Source organism: Phytobacter diazotrophicus, from assembly GCF_052061655.1.
GTDB classification, from domain to species: domain Bacteria; phylum Pseudomonadota; class Gammaproteobacteria; order Enterobacterales; family Enterobacteriaceae; genus Phytobacter; species Phytobacter diazotrophicus.
The window spans coordinates 5,170,249-5,189,955 of sequence record NZ_CM125428.1 but is presented as its reverse complement, the minus strand read 5'-3'; the positions used below and the strand labels follow the sequence as shown (position 1 = coordinate 5,189,955).

General features: G+C 54.5%; 16 protein-coding genes, 3 tRNA genes and 1 pseudogene. 19 read left to right on the top strand and 1 reads right to left on the bottom strand.

The window, feature by feature from the left end:
• Nucleotides 1-44 precede the first annotated feature (44 nt).
• The 4 genes from orn (at nucleotide 45) to ACS0RQ_RS25115 (ending at nucleotide 1,129) form a co-directional block, all read left to right on the top strand.
• Nucleotides 45-590 carry an oligoribonuclease gene (gene orn, locus ACS0RQ_RS25130; protein ID WP_271848621.1) on the top strand — a complete coding sequence of 182 codons (546 nt, stop codon included), beginning with the start codon at nucleotides 45-47 and terminating at the stop codon, nucleotides 588-590.
• 203 nt (nucleotides 591-793) lie between these two features.
• A tRNA-Gly gene (locus ACS0RQ_RS25125) sits at nucleotides 794-869 on the top strand.
• Nucleotides 870-941: 72 nt separating this feature from the next.
• Nucleotides 942-1,017: transfer RNA gene (locus tag ACS0RQ_RS25120), tRNA-Gly, on the top strand.
• Nucleotides 1,018-1,053: 36 nt separating this feature from the next.
• Nucleotides 1,054-1,129 (top strand) — tRNA-Gly (locus ACS0RQ_RS25115).
• Between the two features lie 268 nt (nucleotides 1,130-1,397).
• Here ACS0RQ_RS25115 and queG read toward each other — a convergent pair.
• A complete protein-coding gene (gene queG / locus ACS0RQ_RS25110; protein ID WP_271848622.1) occupies nucleotides 1,398-2,537 on the bottom strand; it encodes a tRNA epoxyqueuosine(34) reductase QueG in 1,140 nt (379 codons plus the stop codon).
• Between queG and nnr the strand changes: the two are divergent.
• The 15 genes and pseudogenes from nnr (at nucleotide 2,536) to cuyB (ending at nucleotide 19,645) form a co-directional block, all read left to right on the top strand.
• Nucleotides 2,536-4,084 (top strand): annotated as a pseudogene (nnr, locus tag ACS0RQ_RS25105) (bifunctional ADP-dependent NAD(P)H-hydrate dehydratase/NAD(P)H-hydrate epimerase). The gene queG and the pseudogene nnr overlap by 2 nt on opposite strands.
• The gene (gene tsaE / locus ACS0RQ_RS25100) at nucleotides 4,056-4,517 is read left to right on the top strand and encodes a tRNA (adenosine(37)-N6)-threonylcarbamoyltransferase complex ATPase subunit type 1 TsaE (protein WP_271848623.1); all 462 of its coding nucleotides are present in this window, start codon (nucleotides 4,056-4,058) and stop codon (nucleotides 4,515-4,517) included. The pseudogene nnr and the gene tsaE overlap by 29 nt, the downstream one beginning before the upstream one ends.
• A 16-nt stretch (nucleotides 4,518-4,533) precedes the next feature.
• Nucleotides 4,534-5,874 (top strand): N-acetylmuramoyl-L-alanine amidase AmiB, encoded by a 1,341-nt coding sequence (gene amiB / locus ACS0RQ_RS25095; RefSeq protein ID WP_271848624.1) that lies wholly within the window; start codon nucleotides 4,534-4,536, stop codon nucleotides 5,872-5,874.
• A 9-nt stretch (nucleotides 5,875-5,883) separates the two neighbouring features.
• A complete protein-coding gene (gene mutL / locus ACS0RQ_RS25090; RefSeq protein ID WP_271848625.1) occupies nucleotides 5,884-7,734 on the top strand; it encodes a DNA mismatch repair endonuclease MutL in 1,851 nt (616 codons plus the stop codon).
• A complete protein-coding gene (miaA, locus tag ACS0RQ_RS25085; protein ID WP_107223546.1) occupies nucleotides 7,727-8,677 on the top strand; it encodes a tRNA (adenosine(37)-N6)-dimethylallyltransferase MiaA in 951 nt (316 codons plus the stop codon). Before mutL ends, miaA begins: the two co-directional genes overlap by 8 nt.
• A 96-nt stretch (nucleotides 8,678-8,773) precedes the next feature.
• The gene (hfq, locus tag ACS0RQ_RS25080; protein ID WP_039077815.1) at nucleotides 8,774-9,079 is read left to right on the top strand and encodes an RNA chaperone Hfq; all 306 of its coding nucleotides are present in this window, start codon (nucleotides 8,774-8,776) and stop codon (nucleotides 9,077-9,079) included.
• Between the two features lie 74 nt (nucleotides 9,080-9,153).
• Nucleotides 9,154-10,434: a ribosome rescue GTPase HflX gene (hflX, locus tag ACS0RQ_RS25075; RefSeq protein WP_039077814.1), complete on the top strand. Its 1,281-nt coding sequence runs from the start codon at nucleotides 9,154-9,156 to the stop codon at nucleotides 10,432-10,434.
• A gap of 140 nt (nucleotides 10,435-10,574) precedes the next feature.
• Complete coding sequence (gene hflK / locus ACS0RQ_RS25070; protein ID WP_039077813.1) at nucleotides 10,575-11,840, top strand: FtsH protease activity modulator HflK; 1,266 nt, start codon at nucleotides 10,575-10,577, stop codon at nucleotides 11,838-11,840.
• 2 nt (nucleotides 11,841-11,842) lie between these two features.
• On the top strand, nucleotides 11,843-12,847 hold the full coding sequence (gene hflC, locus ACS0RQ_RS25065) for a protease modulator HflC (protein ID WP_039077812.1): 1,005 nt from the start codon (nucleotides 11,843-11,845) through the stop codon (nucleotides 12,845-12,847).
• 75 nt (nucleotides 12,848-12,922) lie between these two features.
• Nucleotides 12,923-13,120, top strand: a complete 198-nt coding sequence (locus tag ACS0RQ_RS25060) for a DUF2065 domain-containing protein (protein WP_039077811.1) — start codon at nucleotides 12,923-12,925, stop codon at nucleotides 13,118-13,120.
• Nucleotides 13,121-13,223: 103 nt separating this feature from the next.
• Complete coding sequence (gene purA, locus ACS0RQ_RS25055) at nucleotides 13,224-14,522, top strand: adenylosuccinate synthase (RefSeq protein ID WP_271848626.1); 1,299 nt, start codon at nucleotides 13,224-13,226, stop codon at nucleotides 14,520-14,522.
• Nucleotides 14,523-14,673: 151 nt separating this feature from the next.
• Complete coding sequence (nsrR, locus tag ACS0RQ_RS25050) at nucleotides 14,674-15,102, top strand: nitric oxide-sensing transcriptional repressor NsrR (protein ID WP_039077809.1); 429 nt, start codon at nucleotides 14,674-14,676, stop codon at nucleotides 15,100-15,102.
• 154 nt (nucleotides 15,103-15,256) lie between these two features.
• Entirely contained in the window at nucleotides 15,257-17,689 is a 2,433-nt protein-coding gene (rnr, locus tag ACS0RQ_RS25045; protein ID WP_271848627.1) for a ribonuclease R, read from the top strand.
• A 221-nt stretch (nucleotides 17,690-17,910) separates the two neighbouring features.
• The gene (gene cuyA / locus ACS0RQ_RS25040; RefSeq protein WP_334632417.1) at nucleotides 17,911-18,927 is read left to right on the top strand and encodes a D-cysteate sulfo-lyase; all 1,017 of its coding nucleotides are present in this window, start codon (nucleotides 17,911-17,913) and stop codon (nucleotides 18,925-18,927) included.
• Nucleotides 18,920-19,645, top strand: a complete 726-nt coding sequence (cuyB, locus tag ACS0RQ_RS25035; RefSeq protein ID WP_271848629.1) for a cysteate racemase — start codon at nucleotides 18,920-18,922, stop codon at nucleotides 19,643-19,645. The genes cuyA and cuyB overlap by 8 nt, the downstream gene beginning before the upstream one ends.
• Nucleotides 19,646-19,707 lie beyond the last annotated feature (62 nt).

The window sequence follows — 19,707 nt, the reverse complement described above, 5'->3', positions numbered from 1 at the left end:
AATATAGTCACGCTGAATATGACGCGAGAAGGGTGGAAAATAGCATGAGTGCAAATGAAAACAACCTGATTTGGATCGATCTGGAGATGACCGGGCTGAATCCGGAACGCGATCGTATTATTGAAATCGCGACCCTGGTTACCGACGCGAATCTGAATATCCTGGCGGAGGGGCCGACAATTGCGGTTCATCAGTCTGACGCTCAGCTGGCGCTGATGGATGAATGGAACGTACGTACCCACACTGGCAGCGGTCTGGTGGAGCGCGTCAAGGCCAGTCAGTTTGATGATCGCGCGGCGGAGCTGGCGACCATCGAATTTCTGAAAGAGTGGGTGCCAGCAGGCAAGTCGCCAATTTGTGGCAACAGTATCGGTCAGGACCGTCGTTTTCTGTTTAAGTACATGCCGGAGCTGGAAGCTTACTTCCACTATCGTTATCTGGACGTAAGCACCTTAAAAGAGTTAGCGCGTCGCTGGAAACCGGAAATTCTCGACGGTTTCAAAAAACAGGGCACGCATCAGGCAATGGATGATATCCGAGAGTCTGTGGCCGAGCTTTCCTACTATCGCGAACATTTTATTAAGCTGTAAAAATAGTGCCCGGATGGATGAAAAAGGGAGTAAGGTAGTCCGTCCGGTGCAAAAACAGGCAAGATGACGAATAATCGAGCACTTGAACGAAAAATTTAAAAAATCGTTTTCGGGGGGCTTGCAGGAGAAAGGAATTCTCGTATAATGCGCCTCCCGTGACGACACAGAAATGTGAAATTACGACAGCAAGAAAAATGATGTTTGCGGGAATAGCTCAGTTGGTAGAGCACGACCTTGCCAAGGTCGGGGTCGCGAGTTCGAGTCTCGTTTCCCGCTCCAAAATTTGAATGCACCATCAATCGCCGGTATGCACGTGTAGCCAAGCTGTTGCAACGTGAAACCAGAGATTATGCGGGAATAGCTCAGTTGGTAGAGCACGACCTTGCCAAGGTCGGGGTCGCGAGTTCGAGTCTCGTTTCCCGCTCCAAAATTTGAAAAGTATCGAAAGATACGCACCACCCAAGCGGGAATAGCTCAGTTGGTAGAGCACGACCTTGCCAAGGTCGGGGTCGCGAGTTCGAGTCTCGTTTCCCGCTCCAAATTTTTACTCCATTAAATTATCCACAGCGGAAAGCACATGCTGCGGACGATTTTTTTCGTCCTTACATATTCTTGTAAACAGACTTATCCACAGAACGCCTGCCTTCATTTGAAATCCCAATCGCTTCGCCTGGTGAATAGTATCAATTTAACTTACTGAATTTTTTAATAAAAAATTCATCTTAAATTGTTAGTGGGATCACTTGACGATTTTGTGGGCATTGAAACGCAATGCGTTTTTAATTTTATTCACAAGCTGTGGATGGCTCAGGCGTCACGTATCAACCCCTTTTCGATGACCCTCACAAGGCGTTGTTTCTTCGGCGTCTGTACTTCCACCACGCAGGCATTTCGTTTTTCCACCTGTTGCGCAATGGCCCATTCTATATGCTCATCAAGAAGTGGGTGCTCACCCCGGCGTTGTTCCAGCGCACGTATATTGGCTTCATCCCAGGGGGCGTTACCCAACGCGACGGCAATATTACGCAGCCAGCGTAGATGACCGATACGGCGAATCGCTGAGCCTTCCGTCACTTTCAAAAACCAGCTCTCGCTCCAGGCAAACAATTCAATCAGTTCCGGCGAATGCAGCACCTTGCGCGGGCTGAAATCTGCTTCATTGGTTAATTGCGAGAAACGGTTCCACGGGCAAATAAGCTGGCAGTCGTCGCAGCCATAGATGCGGTTACCGATTAACGGGCGGAATTCCTCCGGAATCGCCCCTTCCAGCTCAATGGTGAGATAAGAGATGCAGCGGCGTGCATCGACCGTATAGGGCTCGACAATCGCCCCGGTCGGGCAAATGGTGAGGCAGGCCACGCAGCGACCACAATCTTCTTCAACGGGCTGGTCGACAGGCAGGGGCAAATCAATGAGTAACTCGCCGAGGAAGAAGAATGACCCCGCCTGGCGATTAAGGATAAGTGAGTGCTTACCTACCCAACCAAGCCCGGCTTTTTCAGCTAATGGGCGTTCAAGGATGGGCGCAGAATCCACAAACGGTCTAAAATTCAGCGAAGCACAATGCTGCTGGATCTTTTCACCGAGTTGCTTTAATCGGTTACGTAGCAGTTTATGATAATCGCGGCCCAGCGCGTAGCGGCTGACATAGCCCAGCGCCGGGTTTTTAAGTGTGCTGGCGAAGGCGGCATTTGCGGGGAGATAGTTCATTCTTACGCTGATAACCCGCAAGGTGCCGGGCAGAAGCTCGTGTGGACGGGCGCGCATCATGCCGTGTCGCGCCATCCACTCCATTTCGCCATGATATTGTTTGTCCAGCCATGCCTGCAGCTTAGGTTCGCTGGCGGAAAGGTCGGTGTCAGCGATACCGACCTGCTGAAAACCCAGTTCAGTGCCCCACTGTTTGATGCTGTGCGCTAATTGATTGAGATCGAGGGGCTCTGACATGACGGACCATAACAATGAAGAAATACGCAGCAAGTATACCACACTCAATCTGGCCTGCGGATGAACTGCGGCGGGCGGAAAAGGAGGCGGCAGATAGCCTTGGGATTACGCTGTTTGAACTGATGCAGCGTGCGGGTGAAGCCGCGTTCAAGGTCGCACGGGCATACTACCCCACAACGCGACACTGGCTCGTGCTGTGCGGCCATGGCAACAACGGCGGCGATGGTTACGTTGTCGCACGGCTGGCCGCGGCCGCAGGCATTGAGGTGACCCTGTTGGCTGTTGAGGAGAGCAAGCCGCTGCCGGAAGAGGCGCAGGCGGCGCGAGAAGCCTGGCTGAACGCGGGAGGTGTCATCCATGCCGCTGATATCATCTGGCCGGAAGGCGTCGATCTGATTATTGATGGTTTGCTGGGCACAGGGCTTAACAGCGCACCAAGAGAGCCTGGCGCCGCCCTGATAGCCCAGGCCAATGCACATCCGGCTCCGATCCTGGCGCTGGATATTCCTTCTGGTTTAGTGGCCCAGACCGGTACAACGCCCGGTGCGGTCATTGAGGCCGCGCATACCGTGACTTTTATCGCCCTGAAACCGGGATTGCTGACCGGGAAGGCCCGTGATGTCGTCGGTGTGCTCCATCATCATGCTCTGGGGCTGGAAAACTGGCTGGCCGGGCAGCCAACTTTACTGACCCGCGTTGATGCGACGTTCCTTCCCCACTGGTTTAGGCCGCGCCGTCCCACTTCACATAAAGGCTCCCATGGCCGGCTGGTTATCATTGGCGGCGATCATGGCACCGCTGGCGCTATCCGCATGGCGGGCGAAGCGGCGCTGCGGGCGGGGGCGGGGCTGGTGCGAGTGCTCACGCGTAGCGAAAATATTGCGCCTGTCATTACGGCCCGCCCGGAACTGATGGTTCAGCAACTCACGCCACAGAGCCTTGAAGAGAGTCTGGAGTGGGCCGATGTGGTGGTCATAGGGCCGGGGCTTGGTCAGCAAGAGTGGGGTAAAAAAGCCCTGCAGAAAGTTGAGAATTTCCGCAAACCGATGCTCTGGGACGCCGATGCGCTGAACCTTCTGGCAATCAATCCCGATAAACGTCACAATCGCATCCTGACGCCGCACCCTGGCGAGGCTGCGCGCCTGCTTGGCTGTTCCGTTGCAGAAATTGAAAGTGATCGCTTACTTTCTGCGCAACGTCTGCTACAACGATACGCAGGCGTTGTCGTTCTGAAAGGGGCGGGTACGGTGGTGGCGGGCGCTGAAGGCAAGGTCAGTATTATTGATGCAGGTAATGCGGGGATGGCCAGCGGCGGCATGGGAGATGTGCTGTCTGGCATTATCGGCGCAATGCTGGGGCAGAAGCTTGAACTGTATGACGCGGCCTGTGCTGGCTGTCTCGCCCATGGTGTCGCGGCAGATGTGCTGGCGGCGCGACAAGGGATGCGGGGCATGCTGGCAACCGATCTTTTTTCCACGCTGGTGCGTGTAGTTAACCCGGACGTTATTGAAACAGAAGATGATGAATCGAGTAATTCCTTTACCTGATGAGCAAGCGACCCTTACGTTGGGGCAACGCATGGCGCAGGCTTGCGATGGCGCGACAGTGATTTACCTGTACGGCGACCTGGGTGCGGGTAAAACCACTTTCAGCCGGGGCTTTCTGCAGGCTCTGGGTCACAACGGGAATGTTAAAAGCCCGACCTATACGCTGGTTGAACCCTACACACTCGATAAGCTGAATGTGTACCACTTCGACCTGTATCGCCTTGCGGATCCTGAGGAGCTGGAATTTATGGGGATCCGCGATTACTTTGCCAACGACGCTATTTGCCTGGTCGAGTGGCCGCAACAAGGTGCGGGTGTGCTGCCTGACCCGGATGTCGAAATTCATATTGATTACCAGGCGCAGGGGCGTGAGGCGCGCATTACTGCTGTATCCTCATCTGGCGATGCATTGCTGGCTCGTTTGGCCGGTTAATCTAAGGGATGACGGGATGATTTATCGCGTTAAAAGTTGGCTAATGACCGCACTGATTTTATTCAGCATGCAGGTCGGTGCGGCGAGTTTGTCAGATATTCAGGTTTCCAATGGAGATAACCAGGCCCGTATCACGTTCAGTTTTATGGGCGACCCGGAATATGCCTTTTCTCAGGAAGGGAAGCGAAGCGTTGCGCTGGATATCAAACAAACCGGTGTAATTCAGGGGTTGCCGCTCCAGTTCAGCGGTAACAATTTGGTCAGAAGCATTCGTTCGGGCACGCCGAAGGATAACCAGTCGCTGCGATTGGTGGTCGATTTAACGCAAAACGGTAAAACGCGCGCGGTGAAACAGCAAAGCGGCTCAGGTTATACCGTGGTGTTTACCATTGATGCCGATGTGCCGCCACCGCCTCCACCGCCAAAAGTGGTAGCGAAACGCATTGAGACGCCTGCCGTCACGCCGCAACCGGTGCAGACCCAACCCGGTCGTAATCCTTTTAGTGGCAGCAACGATCGCATCACCAGCGTCACCAGCAGCAATACGGCGGTTCGTCCTGCGGCACAGGCGCGTCCGGCTTCCGGGGACAGTAAAGTCATTATTGCTATCGATGCCGGGCACGGCGGGCAGGATCCTGGTGCGATTGGCCCTGGCGGCACTCAGGAGAAAAACGTCACTATCTCCGTGGCGCGTAAACTGCGTACTTTGCTGAATGACGACCCCATGTTCAAAGCCGTAATGACCCGCGATGGCGATTACTTTATCTCGGTGATGGGGCGTTCGGACGTGGCGCGTAAACAAAACGCAAACTTCCTGGTGTCGATTCATGCGGATGCCGCACCGAATCGTGATGCTACCGGCGCGTCCGTCTGGGTGCTTTCTAACCGTCGCGCCAACAGTGAAATGGCGGGCTGGCTTGAGCAGCATGAGAAACAGTCCGAACTGTTGGGCGGCGCGGGCGATGTACTGGCGAACAGTCAGTCTGACCCCTACCTGAGCCAGGCGGTGCTGGATTTACAATTCGGCCATTCTCAGCGTGTCGGTTATGATGTCGCCAGCAGTATGATCACTCAGCTTGCGCGTATTGGCGCGCTGCATAAGCGACATCCGGAACACGCAAGCCTTGGTGTACTTCGTTCGCCGGATATCCCGTCAGTGCTGGTTGAAACCGGGTTTATCAGTAACAACAGCGAAGAGCGTATGCTGGGCAGCGATGAATACCAGCAGCAGCTTGCGGAAGCAATCTACACGGGGCTGCGCAACTATTTCCTTGCACACCCTCTGCAATCTGCGCCGCAGGGGGGCAGTGGACAAATGGCTAACGCCGCAGCGCCCGCCAGCGGATTGCTTAATTAAGGAGACTTCATGCCGATTCAGGTTTTGCCGCCACAGCTTGCGAACCAAATCGCCGCAGGCGAAGTGGTGGAACGCCCTGCGTCGGTGGTGAAGGAACTGGTGGAAAACAGTCTGGATGCGGGCGCGACCCGCATCGATATCGATATCGAACGCGGTGGGGCGAAGCTTATCCGCATTCGAGATAATGGCGGCGGTATTAAAAAAGATGAGCTGGCGCTGGCGCTGGCACGTCATGCCACCAGTAAAATTGCCTCGCTTGACGATCTTGAAGCCATCATCAGTCTGGGTTTTCGCGGTGAAGCGCTGGCCAGTATCAGCTCTGTCTCGCGTTTGACGCTCACCTCGCGCACCGCCGAACAGCAGGAGGCCTGGCAGGCTTATGCGGAAGGCCGCGATATGGACGTGACCGTTAAGCCGGCCGCCCATCCTGTTGGCACCACCCTGGAAGTGCTGGACCTCTTCTATAACACCCCGGCGCGGCGCAAATTCATGCGCACCGAAAAAACCGAATTCGGCCATATCGATGAAGTCGTAAGACGCATCGCTCTGGCGCGTTTTGATGTCACCATCAACCTGAGCCATAACGGTAAGATGATGCGCCAGTACCGTGCGGTGACTCAGAACGGGCAAAAAGAGCGTCGGCTGGGGGCTATTTGCGGTACTGCATTTCTGGAACAGGCGCTGGAAATCGAATGGCAGCATGGCGACCTGGCGCTACGTGGCTGGGTGGCTGAGCCCACGGCGACCACATCCGCATTTGCTGAAATCCAGTATTGCTACGTCAATGGCCGCATGATGCGCGATCGCCTGATTAACCACGCGATTCGCCAGGCCTGTGAGGACAAGCTTGGGGCCGATCAGCAGCCTGCCTTTGTCCTCTATTTAGAGATAGACCCGCACCAGGTTGATGTGAACGTGCACCCGGCAAAACATGAGGTGCGTTTTCACCAGTCAAGGCTGGTGCATGATTTTATCTACCAGGGTGTTCTGAGCGTGCTGCAACAGCAGACAGCAACCGCCTTGCCGTTGGAAGACGAACCTGCGCCGCGCCCGATACCGGAAAACCGCATCGCCGCCGGGCGCAATCACTTCGCAGAACCCTCTGTGATGCGCGAGCCCACGCCGCGAGCGTCTGTTTCATCAGGGACTGCTTCGGCAGGTTCCGCGCGTCCGCCTTCATGGCCAAACGCACAGCCGGGCTATCAGAAGCAGCAAGGCGCGCTGTACCGCCAGTTGCTGGAAACCCCGGCGGCGGAGCGTAAAGCGGATGTCGTGAAAGAAGCCGCTCCCGTTCTGGACGCGCACAGCCAGAGTTTTGGTCGGGTGCTGACGGTTGTCGCGCCTGCCTTTGCTTTGCTTGAGCGCGGCGGTCAGGTCGCGTTACTGGCGTTGCCCGAGGCAGAACGCTGGCTGAGGCAGGCGCAATTGTCACCGACCGGCGGGCCGGTGTGCGGACAGCCGCTGCTCATTCCCGTGCGTCTGAAAGTATCCTCGCAAGAAAATGCCGCGTTAAAACGCGCGCAACCGGTGCTGGCTGAAATGGGTATCGAATTTGTGCCGGATGGTCAACACGTTACGATTCGCGCCGTGCCTTTACCCTTACGCCAACAAAATTTACAAATCTTGATTCCTGAACTGATAGGCTACCTGGCGCAGCAGACAGAGATTGATGCGGTGAATGTTTCCCACTGGCTGGCTCGCCATCTGGCGAGCGAACATACCCAGTGGAATATGGCGCAGGCCATTAGCCTGCTTACCGACGTCGAGCGTCTTTGTCCGCATCTGGTTAAGACCCCGCCAGATGGTTTGTTACAACCTGTTGATTTATCTATGGCGATGAATGCCCTGAAACATGAGTGATGTAAGCAAGGCTGGCCTGCCTAAGGCTATTTTTTTGATGGGGCCGACGGCCTCTGGCAAAACGGCATTAGCCATTGAGTTACGTAAAGTTTTGCCAGTTGAGTTGATAAGCGTAGATTCAGCCCTTATCTATCAAGGGATGGATATTGGTACGGCGAAGCCGACTGCCGCTGAATTACGCGCCGCTCCGCACCGGTTGTTGGATATTCTCGACCCGGCGCAGGCGTATTCCGCAGCCGATTTTCGCCGCGATGCGCTGGCAGCCATGGCGGAGATTACCGCAGAAGGGCGCATCCCGCTGCTGGTTGGCGGCACGATGCTTTATTTTAAAGCACTGCTGGAAGGGTTGTCCCCTTTGCCATCAGCGGATCCAGCGGTACGAGCAGAGATTGAAAGACAAGCAGCAGAGCGTGGATGGGACGCGTTGCATCAGCAGCTACAGACTATTGATCCTGTAGCCGCAGCGCGAATCCATCCAAATGATCCGCAAAGGCTTTCCCGGGCACTGGAAGTTTTTTTCATTTCGGGTAAAACTTTAACAGATCTGACGCAAACGTCTGGAGATACTCTGCCGTATCAGGTGCATCAGTTCGCCATCGCCCCGGCGAGCCGTGAACTGCTCCATCAGCGAATTGAGCAGCGTTTTCATCAGATGTTAGCTTCGGGTTTTGAAGCAGAAGTGCGGGCGCTTTTTGCTCGCGGAGATTTGCATACGGATATGCCTTCCGTTCGTTGTGTGGGTTATCGCCAGATGTGGTCGTATCTTGAAGGCGAAATATCCTACGACGAAATGGTTTACAGAGGTGTTTGCGCCACGAGGCAGTTAGCTAAGCGGCAAATAACCTGGTTGCGTGGCTGGGATGGCGTTCACTGGTTAGACAGTGAAAAGCCGCAAGAGTCATACAACGAAGTGTTACAGGTTATTGGTGCGATCGCGAATTGAATGTGTACAATCAAGTTGTATCGTGCGCAAAATTTTACGCAGTTTTCAGAACTCCCGGGTTCTAAGTACAAAACAAGCATATAAGGAAAAGATAGAATGGCTAAGGGGCAATCTTTACAAGATCCGTTCCTGAACGCACTGCGTCGGGAACGTGTTCCAGTTTCAATTTATTTGGTGAATGGTATTAAGCTGCAAGGGCAAATTGAGTCTTTCGATCAGTTCGTGATCCTGTTGAAAAACACGGTCAGCCAGATGGTCTACAAGCATGCTATTTCTACTGTTGTTCCGTCTCGCCCGGTTTCTCATCATAGCAATAACGCGGGCGGCGGCACTGGCAGTAACTACCATCACGGTAGCAATGCTCAGTCCTCTGCGCAGCAGGACAGCGAAGAAACCGAATAAGGTTGATGGCTGTTTTTCCATGTCGGGGAGCCAGGATTCTGAGTTCCCCGCTGGTATTTTAGGAGAGTTTACGCTTGTTTGACCGTTATGAAGCCGGTGAGCAGGCGGTGCTGGTACACATCTATTTTTCGCAAGACAAAGATATGGAAGATCTCCAGGAGTTTGAATCTCTGGTCTCTTCCGCCGGTGTCGAAGCAATGCAGGTGATTACTGGTAGCCGTAAAGCACCGCACCCTAAGTATTTTGTAGGTGAAGGTAAGGCTGTCGAAATTGCGGAAGCCGTAAAAGCGACAGGGGCTTCTGTTGTTTTATTTGATCACGCATTGAGTCCGGCCCAGGAACGTAATCTTGAAGCGTTATGTGAATGCCGGGTTATCGACCGTACAGGTTTGATATTAGATATTTTCGCCCAGCGTGCGCGTACCCATGAAGGTAAGCTGCAGGTTGAGCTGGCGCAGTTGCGCCATTTAGCGACGCGTTTAGTGCGTGGCTGGACCCACCTTGAAAGACAGAAGGGCGGGATTGGTTTGCGTGGCCCGGGTGAAACCCAGCTCGAAACCGACCGTCGTTTACTGCGTAATCGTATTATGCAAATCCTCTCGCGGCTTGAGAAAGTGGAAAAGCAGCGTGAACAGGGACGCCGCTCGCGCATGAAAGCGGATATTCCAACGGTGTCGCTGGTGGGTTATACCAACGCCGGCAAATCCTCCCTGTTTAATCAGATAACCGAGGCCCAGGTGTACGCGGCGGATCAACTGTTCGCCACACTGGACCCGACCCTGCGTCGTATTGATGTTGCTGACGTAGGTGAAACTGTACTGGCGGATACCGTTGGGTTTATTCGCCATTTGCCACATGACCTGGTGGCGGCGTTTAAAGCGACGTTGCAGGAAACCCGGCAGGCGACGCTGTTATTGCATGTCATAGACGCTGCCGATGTGCGTGTCGCTGACAACATTGAGGCGGTGAACATTGTGCTTGAAGAGATCGACGCACATGAAATCCCGACGCTGCTGGTGATGAACAAGATCGATATGCTGGATGATTTTGAGCCGCGTATCGACCGTGATGATGAAAATAAACCGATTCGGGTGTGGCTTTCCGCTCAGACCGGAGTCGGCGTACCACTGTTATTCCAGGCTTTAACAGAGCGGCTGTCTGGTGAGGTTGCGCAGCATACGTTGCGTTTGCCGGCAAAAGAAGGTCGTCTGAGAAGTCGTTTTTATCAGCTTCAGGCCATCGAAAAAGAGTGGATGGAGGAAGACGGGAGTCTGGGCATACAGGTGCGTATGCCGATTGTGGACTGGCGTCGCCTCTGTAAACAAGAACCGGCACTGGAAGACTACGTCGTCTGACCGGTTGGCCAGAAGGATTTTCCCCTTTGGGGGTACCTAAAATAATTTGGGTTGCATCGTGGCGGCAAATCAAGGCCGCCAACAAAGAGGCAGCCCGAAGCATGAAGGGTAAAACCGCATAACAAATATGGAGCACATACATGGCGTGGAATCAGCCCGGTAACAACGGACAAGACCGCGACCCGTGGGGAAGCAGCAAACCAGGCGGCAACTCTGAGGGAAATGGAAACAAAGGCGGTCGCGATCAGGGGCCACCTGATCTGGATGATATCTTCCGTAAGCTGAGCAAAAAACTCGGCGGCCTGGGCGGTGGCAAAGGCACCGGTTCAGGTGGCGCAAGCCAACAACCTTCCGGCCCGCGTGGCCACGTTGGCGGCCGCATCGTCAGCATCGTCGCGGCGGCTGCCGTGATTATCTGGGCTGCCAGTGGGTTCTACACCATTAAAGAAGCGGAACGTGGCGTTGTGACCCGTTTCGGCAAATTCAGTCATCTGGTAGAGCCAGGTCTGAACTGGAAACCGACCTTTATCGATAACGTGACGGCGGTAAACGTCGAATCCGTTCGCGAGCTGGCGGCGTCCGGCGTGATGTTAACGTCTGATGAAAACGTCGTGCGCGTCGAAATGAACGTGCAGTACCGCGTGACCGATCCTGAACGTTACCTCTATAGCGTAACCAGCGCGGATGACAGCCTGCGCCAGGCGACAGACAGCGCGCTGCGTGGCGTTATTGGTAAATACGGCATGGACCGCATTCTGACGGAAGGCCGTACCGTTATCCGTAGCGATACCCAGCGTGAGCTGGAAGAGACCATCAGACCGTACAACATGGGTATCACCCTGCTGGACGTCAACTTCCAGGCGGCGCGTCCGCCAGAAGAGGTCAAAGCCGCGTTTGATGATGCGATTGCCGCACGTGAAAACGAGCAGCAATTCATTCGTGAAGCGGAAGCGTACACCAACGAAGTGCAGCCTCGTGCGAACGGTCAGGCGCAGCGTATCCTGGAAGAAGCGCGTGCGTACAAGACCCAAACCATTCTGGAAGCACAGGGTGAAGTGGCTCGCTTTGCGAAGATTCTGCCTGAGTATAAAGCCGCACCGGAAATTACCCGTGAGCGTCTCTATATCGAGACCATGGAAAAAGTGCTGAGCCACACCCGTAAAGTGCTGGTCAACGATAAAGGTGGCAACCTGATGGTTCTGCCGCTTGATCAGATGCTGAAAGGCGGGAATGCACCTGCGGCAAAGAGCGATAGCAGTGGCGCGAACAACCTTCTGCGCCTGCCGCCTGCGTCCTCTTCCGGTAACAGCGGTGCGAGCAATTCATCGTCTATCAGTCAGGGCGACATTATGGACCAACGCCGCGCTAACGCGCAGCGTAACGACTATCAGCGTCAGGGGGAATAACGATGCGTAAGTCAGTTATCGCGATTATCATCATCGCGCTGGTAGTGCTCTACACCTCTATTTTTGTCGTAAAAGAGGGTGAACGCGGGATCAAATTCCAGTTCAGCAGCGTGGTGCGTGACGGCGATAAAAAGCCGGTAATTTATGAGCCAGGTCTGCATTTTAAAGTGCCTTTTATTCAGTCAGTTAAAATGATGGACGCGCGTATCCAGACGATGGATAACCAGGCCGATCGTTTCGTGACCAAAGAGAAGAAAGACCTGATTGTCGACTCGTACATCAAGTGGCGGATCAGCGATTTCAGCCGTTACTTCCTGGCGACGGGCGGTGGTGACGTCTCTCAGGCGGAAGTACTGTTGAAACGTAAGTTCTCGGACCGTCTGCGTTCTGAAATTGGTCGCCTGGATGTCAAAGATATCGTGACCGACTCTCGTGGCCGCCTGACTCTGGAAGTGCGTGACGCGCTGAACTCCGGCTCTGCGGGTACAGTAGACGAAGTGACAACGCCAGCGGCGGATAACGAAATCGCTAAAGCGGCGGAGCGCGTTCAGGCTGAAACCAACGGTAAAGTGCCGGTGGTTAACCCGAACAGTATGGCAGCGCTGGGTATTGAAGTCGTTGATGTGCGTATCAAGCAGATCAACCTGCCAACCGAAGTGTCGGAAGCGATCTTCAACCGTATGCGCGCTGAGCGTGAAGCGGTTGCCCGTCGCCACCGTTCTCAGGGTCAGGAAGAGGCTGAAAAACTGCGCGCAGCGGCTGATTATGAAGTCACGAAGACACTGGCAGAATCTGAGCGTCAGGGCCGTATCCTGCGTGGTGAAGGCGATGCCGAAGCGGCGAAACTGTTTGCTGACGCCTTTAGTCAGGATCCCGACTTCTACGCCTTTATCCGTAGCCTGCGTGCTTACGAAAGCAGTTTCCAGAGCAACCAGGATGTGATGGTGCTCAGCCCGGATAGCGATTTCTTCCGTTACATGAAGACACCGACTTCCGCGACACGTTAAACTGACGTCATCGATTTTAGAAGTAAAAACCACCGGCCTATCAGGGCGGTGGTTTTCTTTTTATAAGGATAAAAAATGAACGCAACAATCTGGCTGGCACTGGCGCTCGTGTTGGTGTTTGAAGGGCTCGGTCCGATGCTTTATCCCCGAGCCTGGCGCCGTATGATTGCCACGATGAGTACATTGCCAGACAACCTGCTGCGTCGTTTCGGAGGGGGTCTTGTGGTCGCCGGTATCGTTATCTACTACATGTTGAGGAAAACGATTGGCTGATCAAAAAACGGTCGGATTTGCCTCATTTTGGGTACAAAAAGTGCTGTATATCTGAAAAAGCGATGGTAGAATCCATTTTTAAGCAAACGGTGATTTTGAAAAAATGGGTAACAACGTCGTCGTACTGGGCACCCAATGGGGTGACGAAGGTAAAGGGAAGATTGTTGATCTTCTGACTGAACGGGCTAAATATGTTGTTCGCTACCAGGGCGGTCACAACGCAGGCCATACTCTCGTAATCAACGGTGAAAAAACCGTCCTCCATCTTATTCCATCAGGCATTCTTCGTGACAATGTGACCAGCATCATCGGCAACGGTGTTGTGCTGTCTCCTGCTGCTCTGATGAAAGAGATGAAAGAACTGGAAGACCGTGGTATCCCGGTTCGTGAACGTCTGCTGCTCTCCGAAGCATGCCCGCTGATCCTTGATTATCACGTTGCGCTCGATGTGGCACGTGAGAAAGCGCGCGGTGCGAAAGCTATCGGCACCACCGGTCGTGGTATCGGGCCAGCTTATGAAGATAAAGTTGCTCGCCGCGGTCTGCGTGTTGGCGACCTGTTCGATAAAGCGACCTTTGCTGACAAACTGAAAGAAGTGATGGAATATCACAACTTCCAGTTGGTGAATTTCTATAAAGTTGAAGCCGTTGACTACCAGAAAGTGCTGGACGATGTCATGGCGATTGCCGACATCCTCACCGCGATGGTGGTTGATGTTTCCGAGCTGCTGGATCAGGCGCGTAAGCGCGGCGACTTCGTGATGTTCGAAGGCGCGCAGGGTACGCTGCTGGATATTGACCACGGTACCTATCCGTACGTCACCTCCTCTAACACCACCGCAGGTGGCGTGGCAACCGGTTCTGGCCTGGGGCCGCGTTATGTGGATTACGTACTGGGTATCATCAAAGCCTACTCCACTCGCGTGGGTGCGGGTCCGTTCCCGACAGAACTGTTCGATGATATCGGTGAGTTCCTGTGCAAACAGGGTAACGAATACGGCGCTACCACCGGTCGTCGTCGTCGTACCGGCTGGCTGGACTCCGTTGCCGTTCGTCGTGCTGTGCAGATCAACTCCCTGTCTGGCTTCTGCCTGACCAAGCTGGACGTCCTGGACGGCCTGAAAGAAGTGAAGATCTGCGTTGCTTACCGTATGCCGGATGGTCGTGAAGTGACGACGACTCCGCTGGCGGCAGACAACTGGGAAGGTATTGAGCCGATTTATGAAACCATGCCAGGCTGGTCTGAATCGACCTTTGGCGTGAAAGAGCGTAGCGGGTTACCGCAGGCGGCGTTGAATTACATCAAACGCATTGAAGAACTGACTGGCGTGCCGATCGATATTATCTCTACCGGTCCGGACCGCACAGAAACCATGATCCTGCGCGACCCATTCGACGCGTAATGATCCACGGGGCTTGCCTTGCAGGCCCCTCTCTTCCTGCTTTTTTCCCCTTCAGTTCAAATAAATTGGCGGCATCACTGTTGGCTGGTTTATCATCAATAGAGTCAATACCTGTAGGTATCTCACCTTTCTCCCTTTTACTGAGGTAGATGTGCAGTTAACAAGTTTTACGGATTACGGATTACGCGCACTGATTTACATGGCTTCCTTGCCGGAAGGAAAGATGACCAGCATTACCGAGGTCACTGAAATCTATGGTGTGTCCCGTAATCATATGGTCAAAATAATCAATCAACTTAGTCGTGAAGGTTACGTTGCTGCCGTCAGAGGAAAAAACGGCGGGATACGCCTTGGTCGGGCGGCGAAAGATATCTGCATTGGCGATGTCGTGCGTGACCTGGAACCGCTGGCGCTGGTTAACTGTAGCAGTGAGTTTTGCCATATTACTTCCGCCTGCCGCCTTAAGCGGGCGCTTTCTAAGGCTGTGCAAAGTTTCCTCAAGGAGTTGGATAACTACACGCTGGCCGATTTGGTTGAAGAGAATCAACCGCTTTACAAATTACTGCTGGTGGAAGGATAAAAGCCCTGAGTATTTCGCGTTACATCGCGGCGGCAACTGAACGAATGCCCCCGGCGCTTATATCGATAAGTGACGGGGTGAGTGAAAGAAGCCAACAAGAGGTAGCGTGGAAGATAACGGGACTTTCACCAGAGATGACAACGGAGGAACCGCTATGTCACACGATCCTTTCCAGGAACGCGAAGCTGAAAAATACACAAACCCCATCCCCAGCCGCGAATTTATCCTCGAACATTTAACAAAACGCGAAAAACCGGCCAGCCGTGAAGAGCTGGCAATTGAACTCAATATCGAAGGCGAAGAGCAAAACGAAGCACTGCGCCGCCGCCTGCGCGCCATGGAGCGCGACGGACAACTGGTCTTTACCCGCCGTCAGTGTTACGCCCTGCCAGAACGCCTTGATTTGCTGAAAGGAACGGTTATCGGTCACCGCGATGGCTATGGCTTCTTGCGCGTAGAAGGCCGCAAAGACGATCTGTACCTCTCCAGCGAACAGATGAAAATGTGTATTCACGGCGATCAGATTCTGGCCCAGCCGCTGGGTGCCGACCGTAAAGGTCGTCGTGAAGCGCGTGTTGTGCGTATCCTGGTACCGAAAACCGGTCAGATTGTTGGCCGTTACTTTACCGACGCGGGCGTCGGCTTTGTGGTGCCGGATGACAGCCGTCTGAGTTTCGACATCCTGATCCCGCCAGAAGAGATCATGGGCGCGCGCATGGGCTTTGTGGTGGTGGTTGAACTGACCCAGCGCCCGACCCGTCGCACTAAAGCCATCGGTAAAATTGTCGAAGTACTGGGCGACAATATGGGCACCGGCATGGCTGTCGATATGGCGCTGCGTACCCATGAAATTCCGTATGTCTGGCCGCCTGCGGTTGAAAAACAGGTTTCAGGGCTGAAAGAGCAGGTGCCGGAAGAGGCCAAAGTGGGCCGCATAGACTTGCGTTCCTTGCCACTGGTCACCATCGATGGTGAAGATGCCCGCGATTTCGACGACGCCGTTTATTGTGAGAAAAAACGCGGCGGCGGCTGGCGCCTGTGGGTTGCTATTGCCGATGTCAGCTATTACGTCCGTCCGGGCACGCCGCTGGATGATGAGGCGCGAGCTCGTGGAACCTCGGTCTATTTCCCATCCCAGGTTGTGCCGATGCTGCCGGAGGTGCTCTCCAACGGCCTGTGTTCACTCAACCCGCAGGTTGACCGCCTGTGCATGGTCTGCGAAATGACCATTTCGGCAAAGGGTCGTCTGACGAGTTATACCTTCTACGAAGCGGTAATGAGCTCCCATGCCCGTCTGACCTATAACAAGGTCTGGCATATACTGCAGGGCGATCAGGATCTGCGCGAGCAGTATGCGCCGCTGGTTAAGCACATCGAAGAGCTGCACAACCTCTATAAAGTTCTTGATGCCTCCCGTGCCGAACGTGGCGGTATCTCTTTTGAGAGCGAAGAGGCGAAGTTTATCTTCAACGCCGAGCGTCGTATTGAGCGCATTGAGCAAACTCAGCGTAATGATGCCCATAAATTGATTGAAGAGTGCATGATCCTCGCGAATATCTCGGCGGCGCGTTTCGTTGAGAAAGAGGATGAACCCGCGTTGTTCCGTATCCACGACAAGCCAACGACTGAAGCGATCACTTCTTTCCGTACCGTCCTGGCGGAATTGGGCCTGGAACTACCGGGCGGTAACAAGCCTGAGCCTGCGGATTATGCAGCACTGCTTGAGTCCATCGCCGATCGTCCCGATCATGAGATGCTGCAAACCATGCTGCTGCGATCCATGAAGCAGGCGGTCTACGATCCCGAAAACCGCGGCCACTTCGGTCTGGCGCTGCAATCTTATGCACACTTTACCTCGCCGATCCGCCGTTATCCTGACCTGTCGCTGCACCGTGCCATCAAGTATCTGCTGGCGAAGGATGAGGGCCATACCGGCAACAGCACTGAAACCGGCGGCTGGCACTACTCTATGGAAGAGATGCTGCAACTGGGCCAGCACTGCTCGATGACTGAACGTCGTGCGGATGAAGCGACCCGCGAAGTCTCTGACTGGCTGAAATGCGACTTTATGCAGGACCATGTGGGCAACACCTTCCCTGGCGTGATTGCCAGCGTCACTGGCTTTGGCTTCTTTGTTCGCCTGACCGATCTGTTTATCGATGGTCTGGTGCACGTCTCCACGCTCGATAATGACTACTATCGCTTCGACCAGGTGGGCCAGCGTCTGATTGGCGAATCGGGCGGCCAGACTTACCGTCTGGGCGACAAAGTGGAAGTGCGTGTGGAAGCGGTCAATATGGACGAGCGTAAAATCGACTTCTCGTTGATTTCCAGCGAACGCGGTCCGCGTAATGTCGGTAAAACCGCACGTGAAAACGCGAAGAAAGGTAACGGCGCTAAGCCGTCGGGTAAACGTCGTCAGACCGGTAAGAAAGTTAATTTCGAACCCGACAGCGCATTCCGTAAAGCGAAAAGCCCCGCGAAACCGAAGAAAGAAAAAAGCGTGAAAAAGCCGTCCGCGAAGACGCAAAAAATTGCCGCAGCGACTAAAGCGAAGCGTGCGTCAAAAAAGAAAGACGCTGAATAAATAGCGCTGAAATACCGCCTGATAACCCCTCTCTATGCAGAGGGGTTATTCTTTTTTAACGTAATATATTCCCGCGTGTAATAGAAATAGCCCTCAGGGCGGTTATTTCTTTGACTTAGCTAAATTGTGAGAATCGATATTTATTATTGGTGATTAGCGCTCAGAATCTGATGTGTATAGTGACTCCCATCTGTTATTCGCTTATTTAGCAAGGAGTCGTTATGCATCTGGCGCGCTTTCCCCGACTTTCGCTCGGCCATTTTTCCACCCCCCTGGAGCCTCTGAATAATCTCTCTGCATTACTCGGCGGTCCGAAAATATGGATCAAGCGCGATGATGCGACAGGGCTTGCCAGCGGCGGCAATAAAACCCGTAAGTTGGAATTTCTGCTGGCCGATGCGCTGGAGAAAAAAGCCAATGTGATCATTACCCAGGGGGCGACCCAGTCTAACCATGTGCGCCAGACCATTGCCGGAGCGGCGAAACTTGGGCTGGCCGCAAAAGTGCTGCTGGAAAAACGCGTTACCGACTTTGGCGAAGACTATCAACGCTCCGGGAATGTCCTGCTGGATGATTTGCTGGGCGGCGAAATCGTTGCCCATCTGCCGGGCGGCACCGATATGCAGCAGGCAATGGAAGAGTATGCCGCGACGCTGCGTGAGCAGGGCCATAACCCCTACATCATCCCCGGCGGTGGCTCTAACCCCATTGGTGCGCTGGGTTATGTCGCCTGTGTCGAAGAGTTACTGTACCAGTCTTCACAGTTACGTTTGCGTATTGATCATGTCGTGCACGCTACCGGCAGTACAGGTACTCAAGCCGGGCTGGTCGCCGGGTTTACCGCCACCAACAGCCAGGTGCCTGTGCTGGGGATTAGCGTTCGCGCACCGAAGACGAAGCAGGAAGAGAACGTCTGGAATCTGGCCTCGCGCACCCTGGCGTTGCTGGGTGTGCCGGGTGAGCTGCCGCGTGAGGCGGTGGTGGCGAACAGCGATTACGTTGGTGACGGTTATGGCCTGCCAACCGAGAGCATGCTGGAGGCGCTGACCCTCTTTGCCCGCCATGAAGGTATTCTTCTCGACCCGGTCTATTCCGGGAAAGGGGCTGCCGGGCTTGTCGACCTGATTCGCAAGGGCCATTTCCGCAAGGATGAGAACGTGGTGTTTATCCACACCGGTGGTTCCGTTGGTCTGTTTGGCTATCGTCAGGTGCTGGAGGCGCATGCCCGTCATGGCTAAGCCCTTTTTGCTTGGCGTGCTGGGCGGCATGGGGCCGCTCGCCACGCTCGACTTTCAGCACAAATTGCTCGACGCCACACCGGCGCAGAGCGATCAACATCACCTGCCGTCGGTAGTGTGGAATGTGCCGCAAATCGCCGACCGGCAAAAGGCGCTGGCCGGGACTGGTCCGTCGCCGTTGCCTCAGTTACTTGAAGGCATTGAAAAATTGAACCAGGCGGGGGCGAGCCATATCGCTATTCCTTGTAACACCGCGCACCACTGGTATCCGCAACTGAGCGCCGCCAGCGATGCGCCCATTCTGCATATCGTGGATGCAACCCTGGATGCGCTGTTAACGGTGGCGAAAAAGCCCGAACGTGTTGGCATCATTGCCACCAAAGGGACACTGGACGCCGGCTGGTTTCAGCAGCGTCTGGCAGCGCAGGGGATTGAATCCATTACGCCTACAGAAGACGAGCTGGCGGAGTGGTTTGTGCCCGGCTGCTATGCTGTGAAGCGCGGCAAACTGGCCGAGGGGGGCGAACTGCTCTCATTGCAGGCGCTGGCGCTGATGGCGCGTGGCGCGCAGCAACTGGTGCTGGCTTGCACGGAAGTCCCGGTGGCTCTGCGCGCGGTGGAAGCGCCGTTCCTGTCACTTACGCACGACCCCGCACAATCGCTGGCCGAACGATGTTCCTGCCTCTGGCAGGACTATCGCCTCACGCAACTGGCATAAAACAACAGGCTTTAATTGACTATTTTCCCCTGCTTCGCGGGAAAGATGACTCGCATTTACCT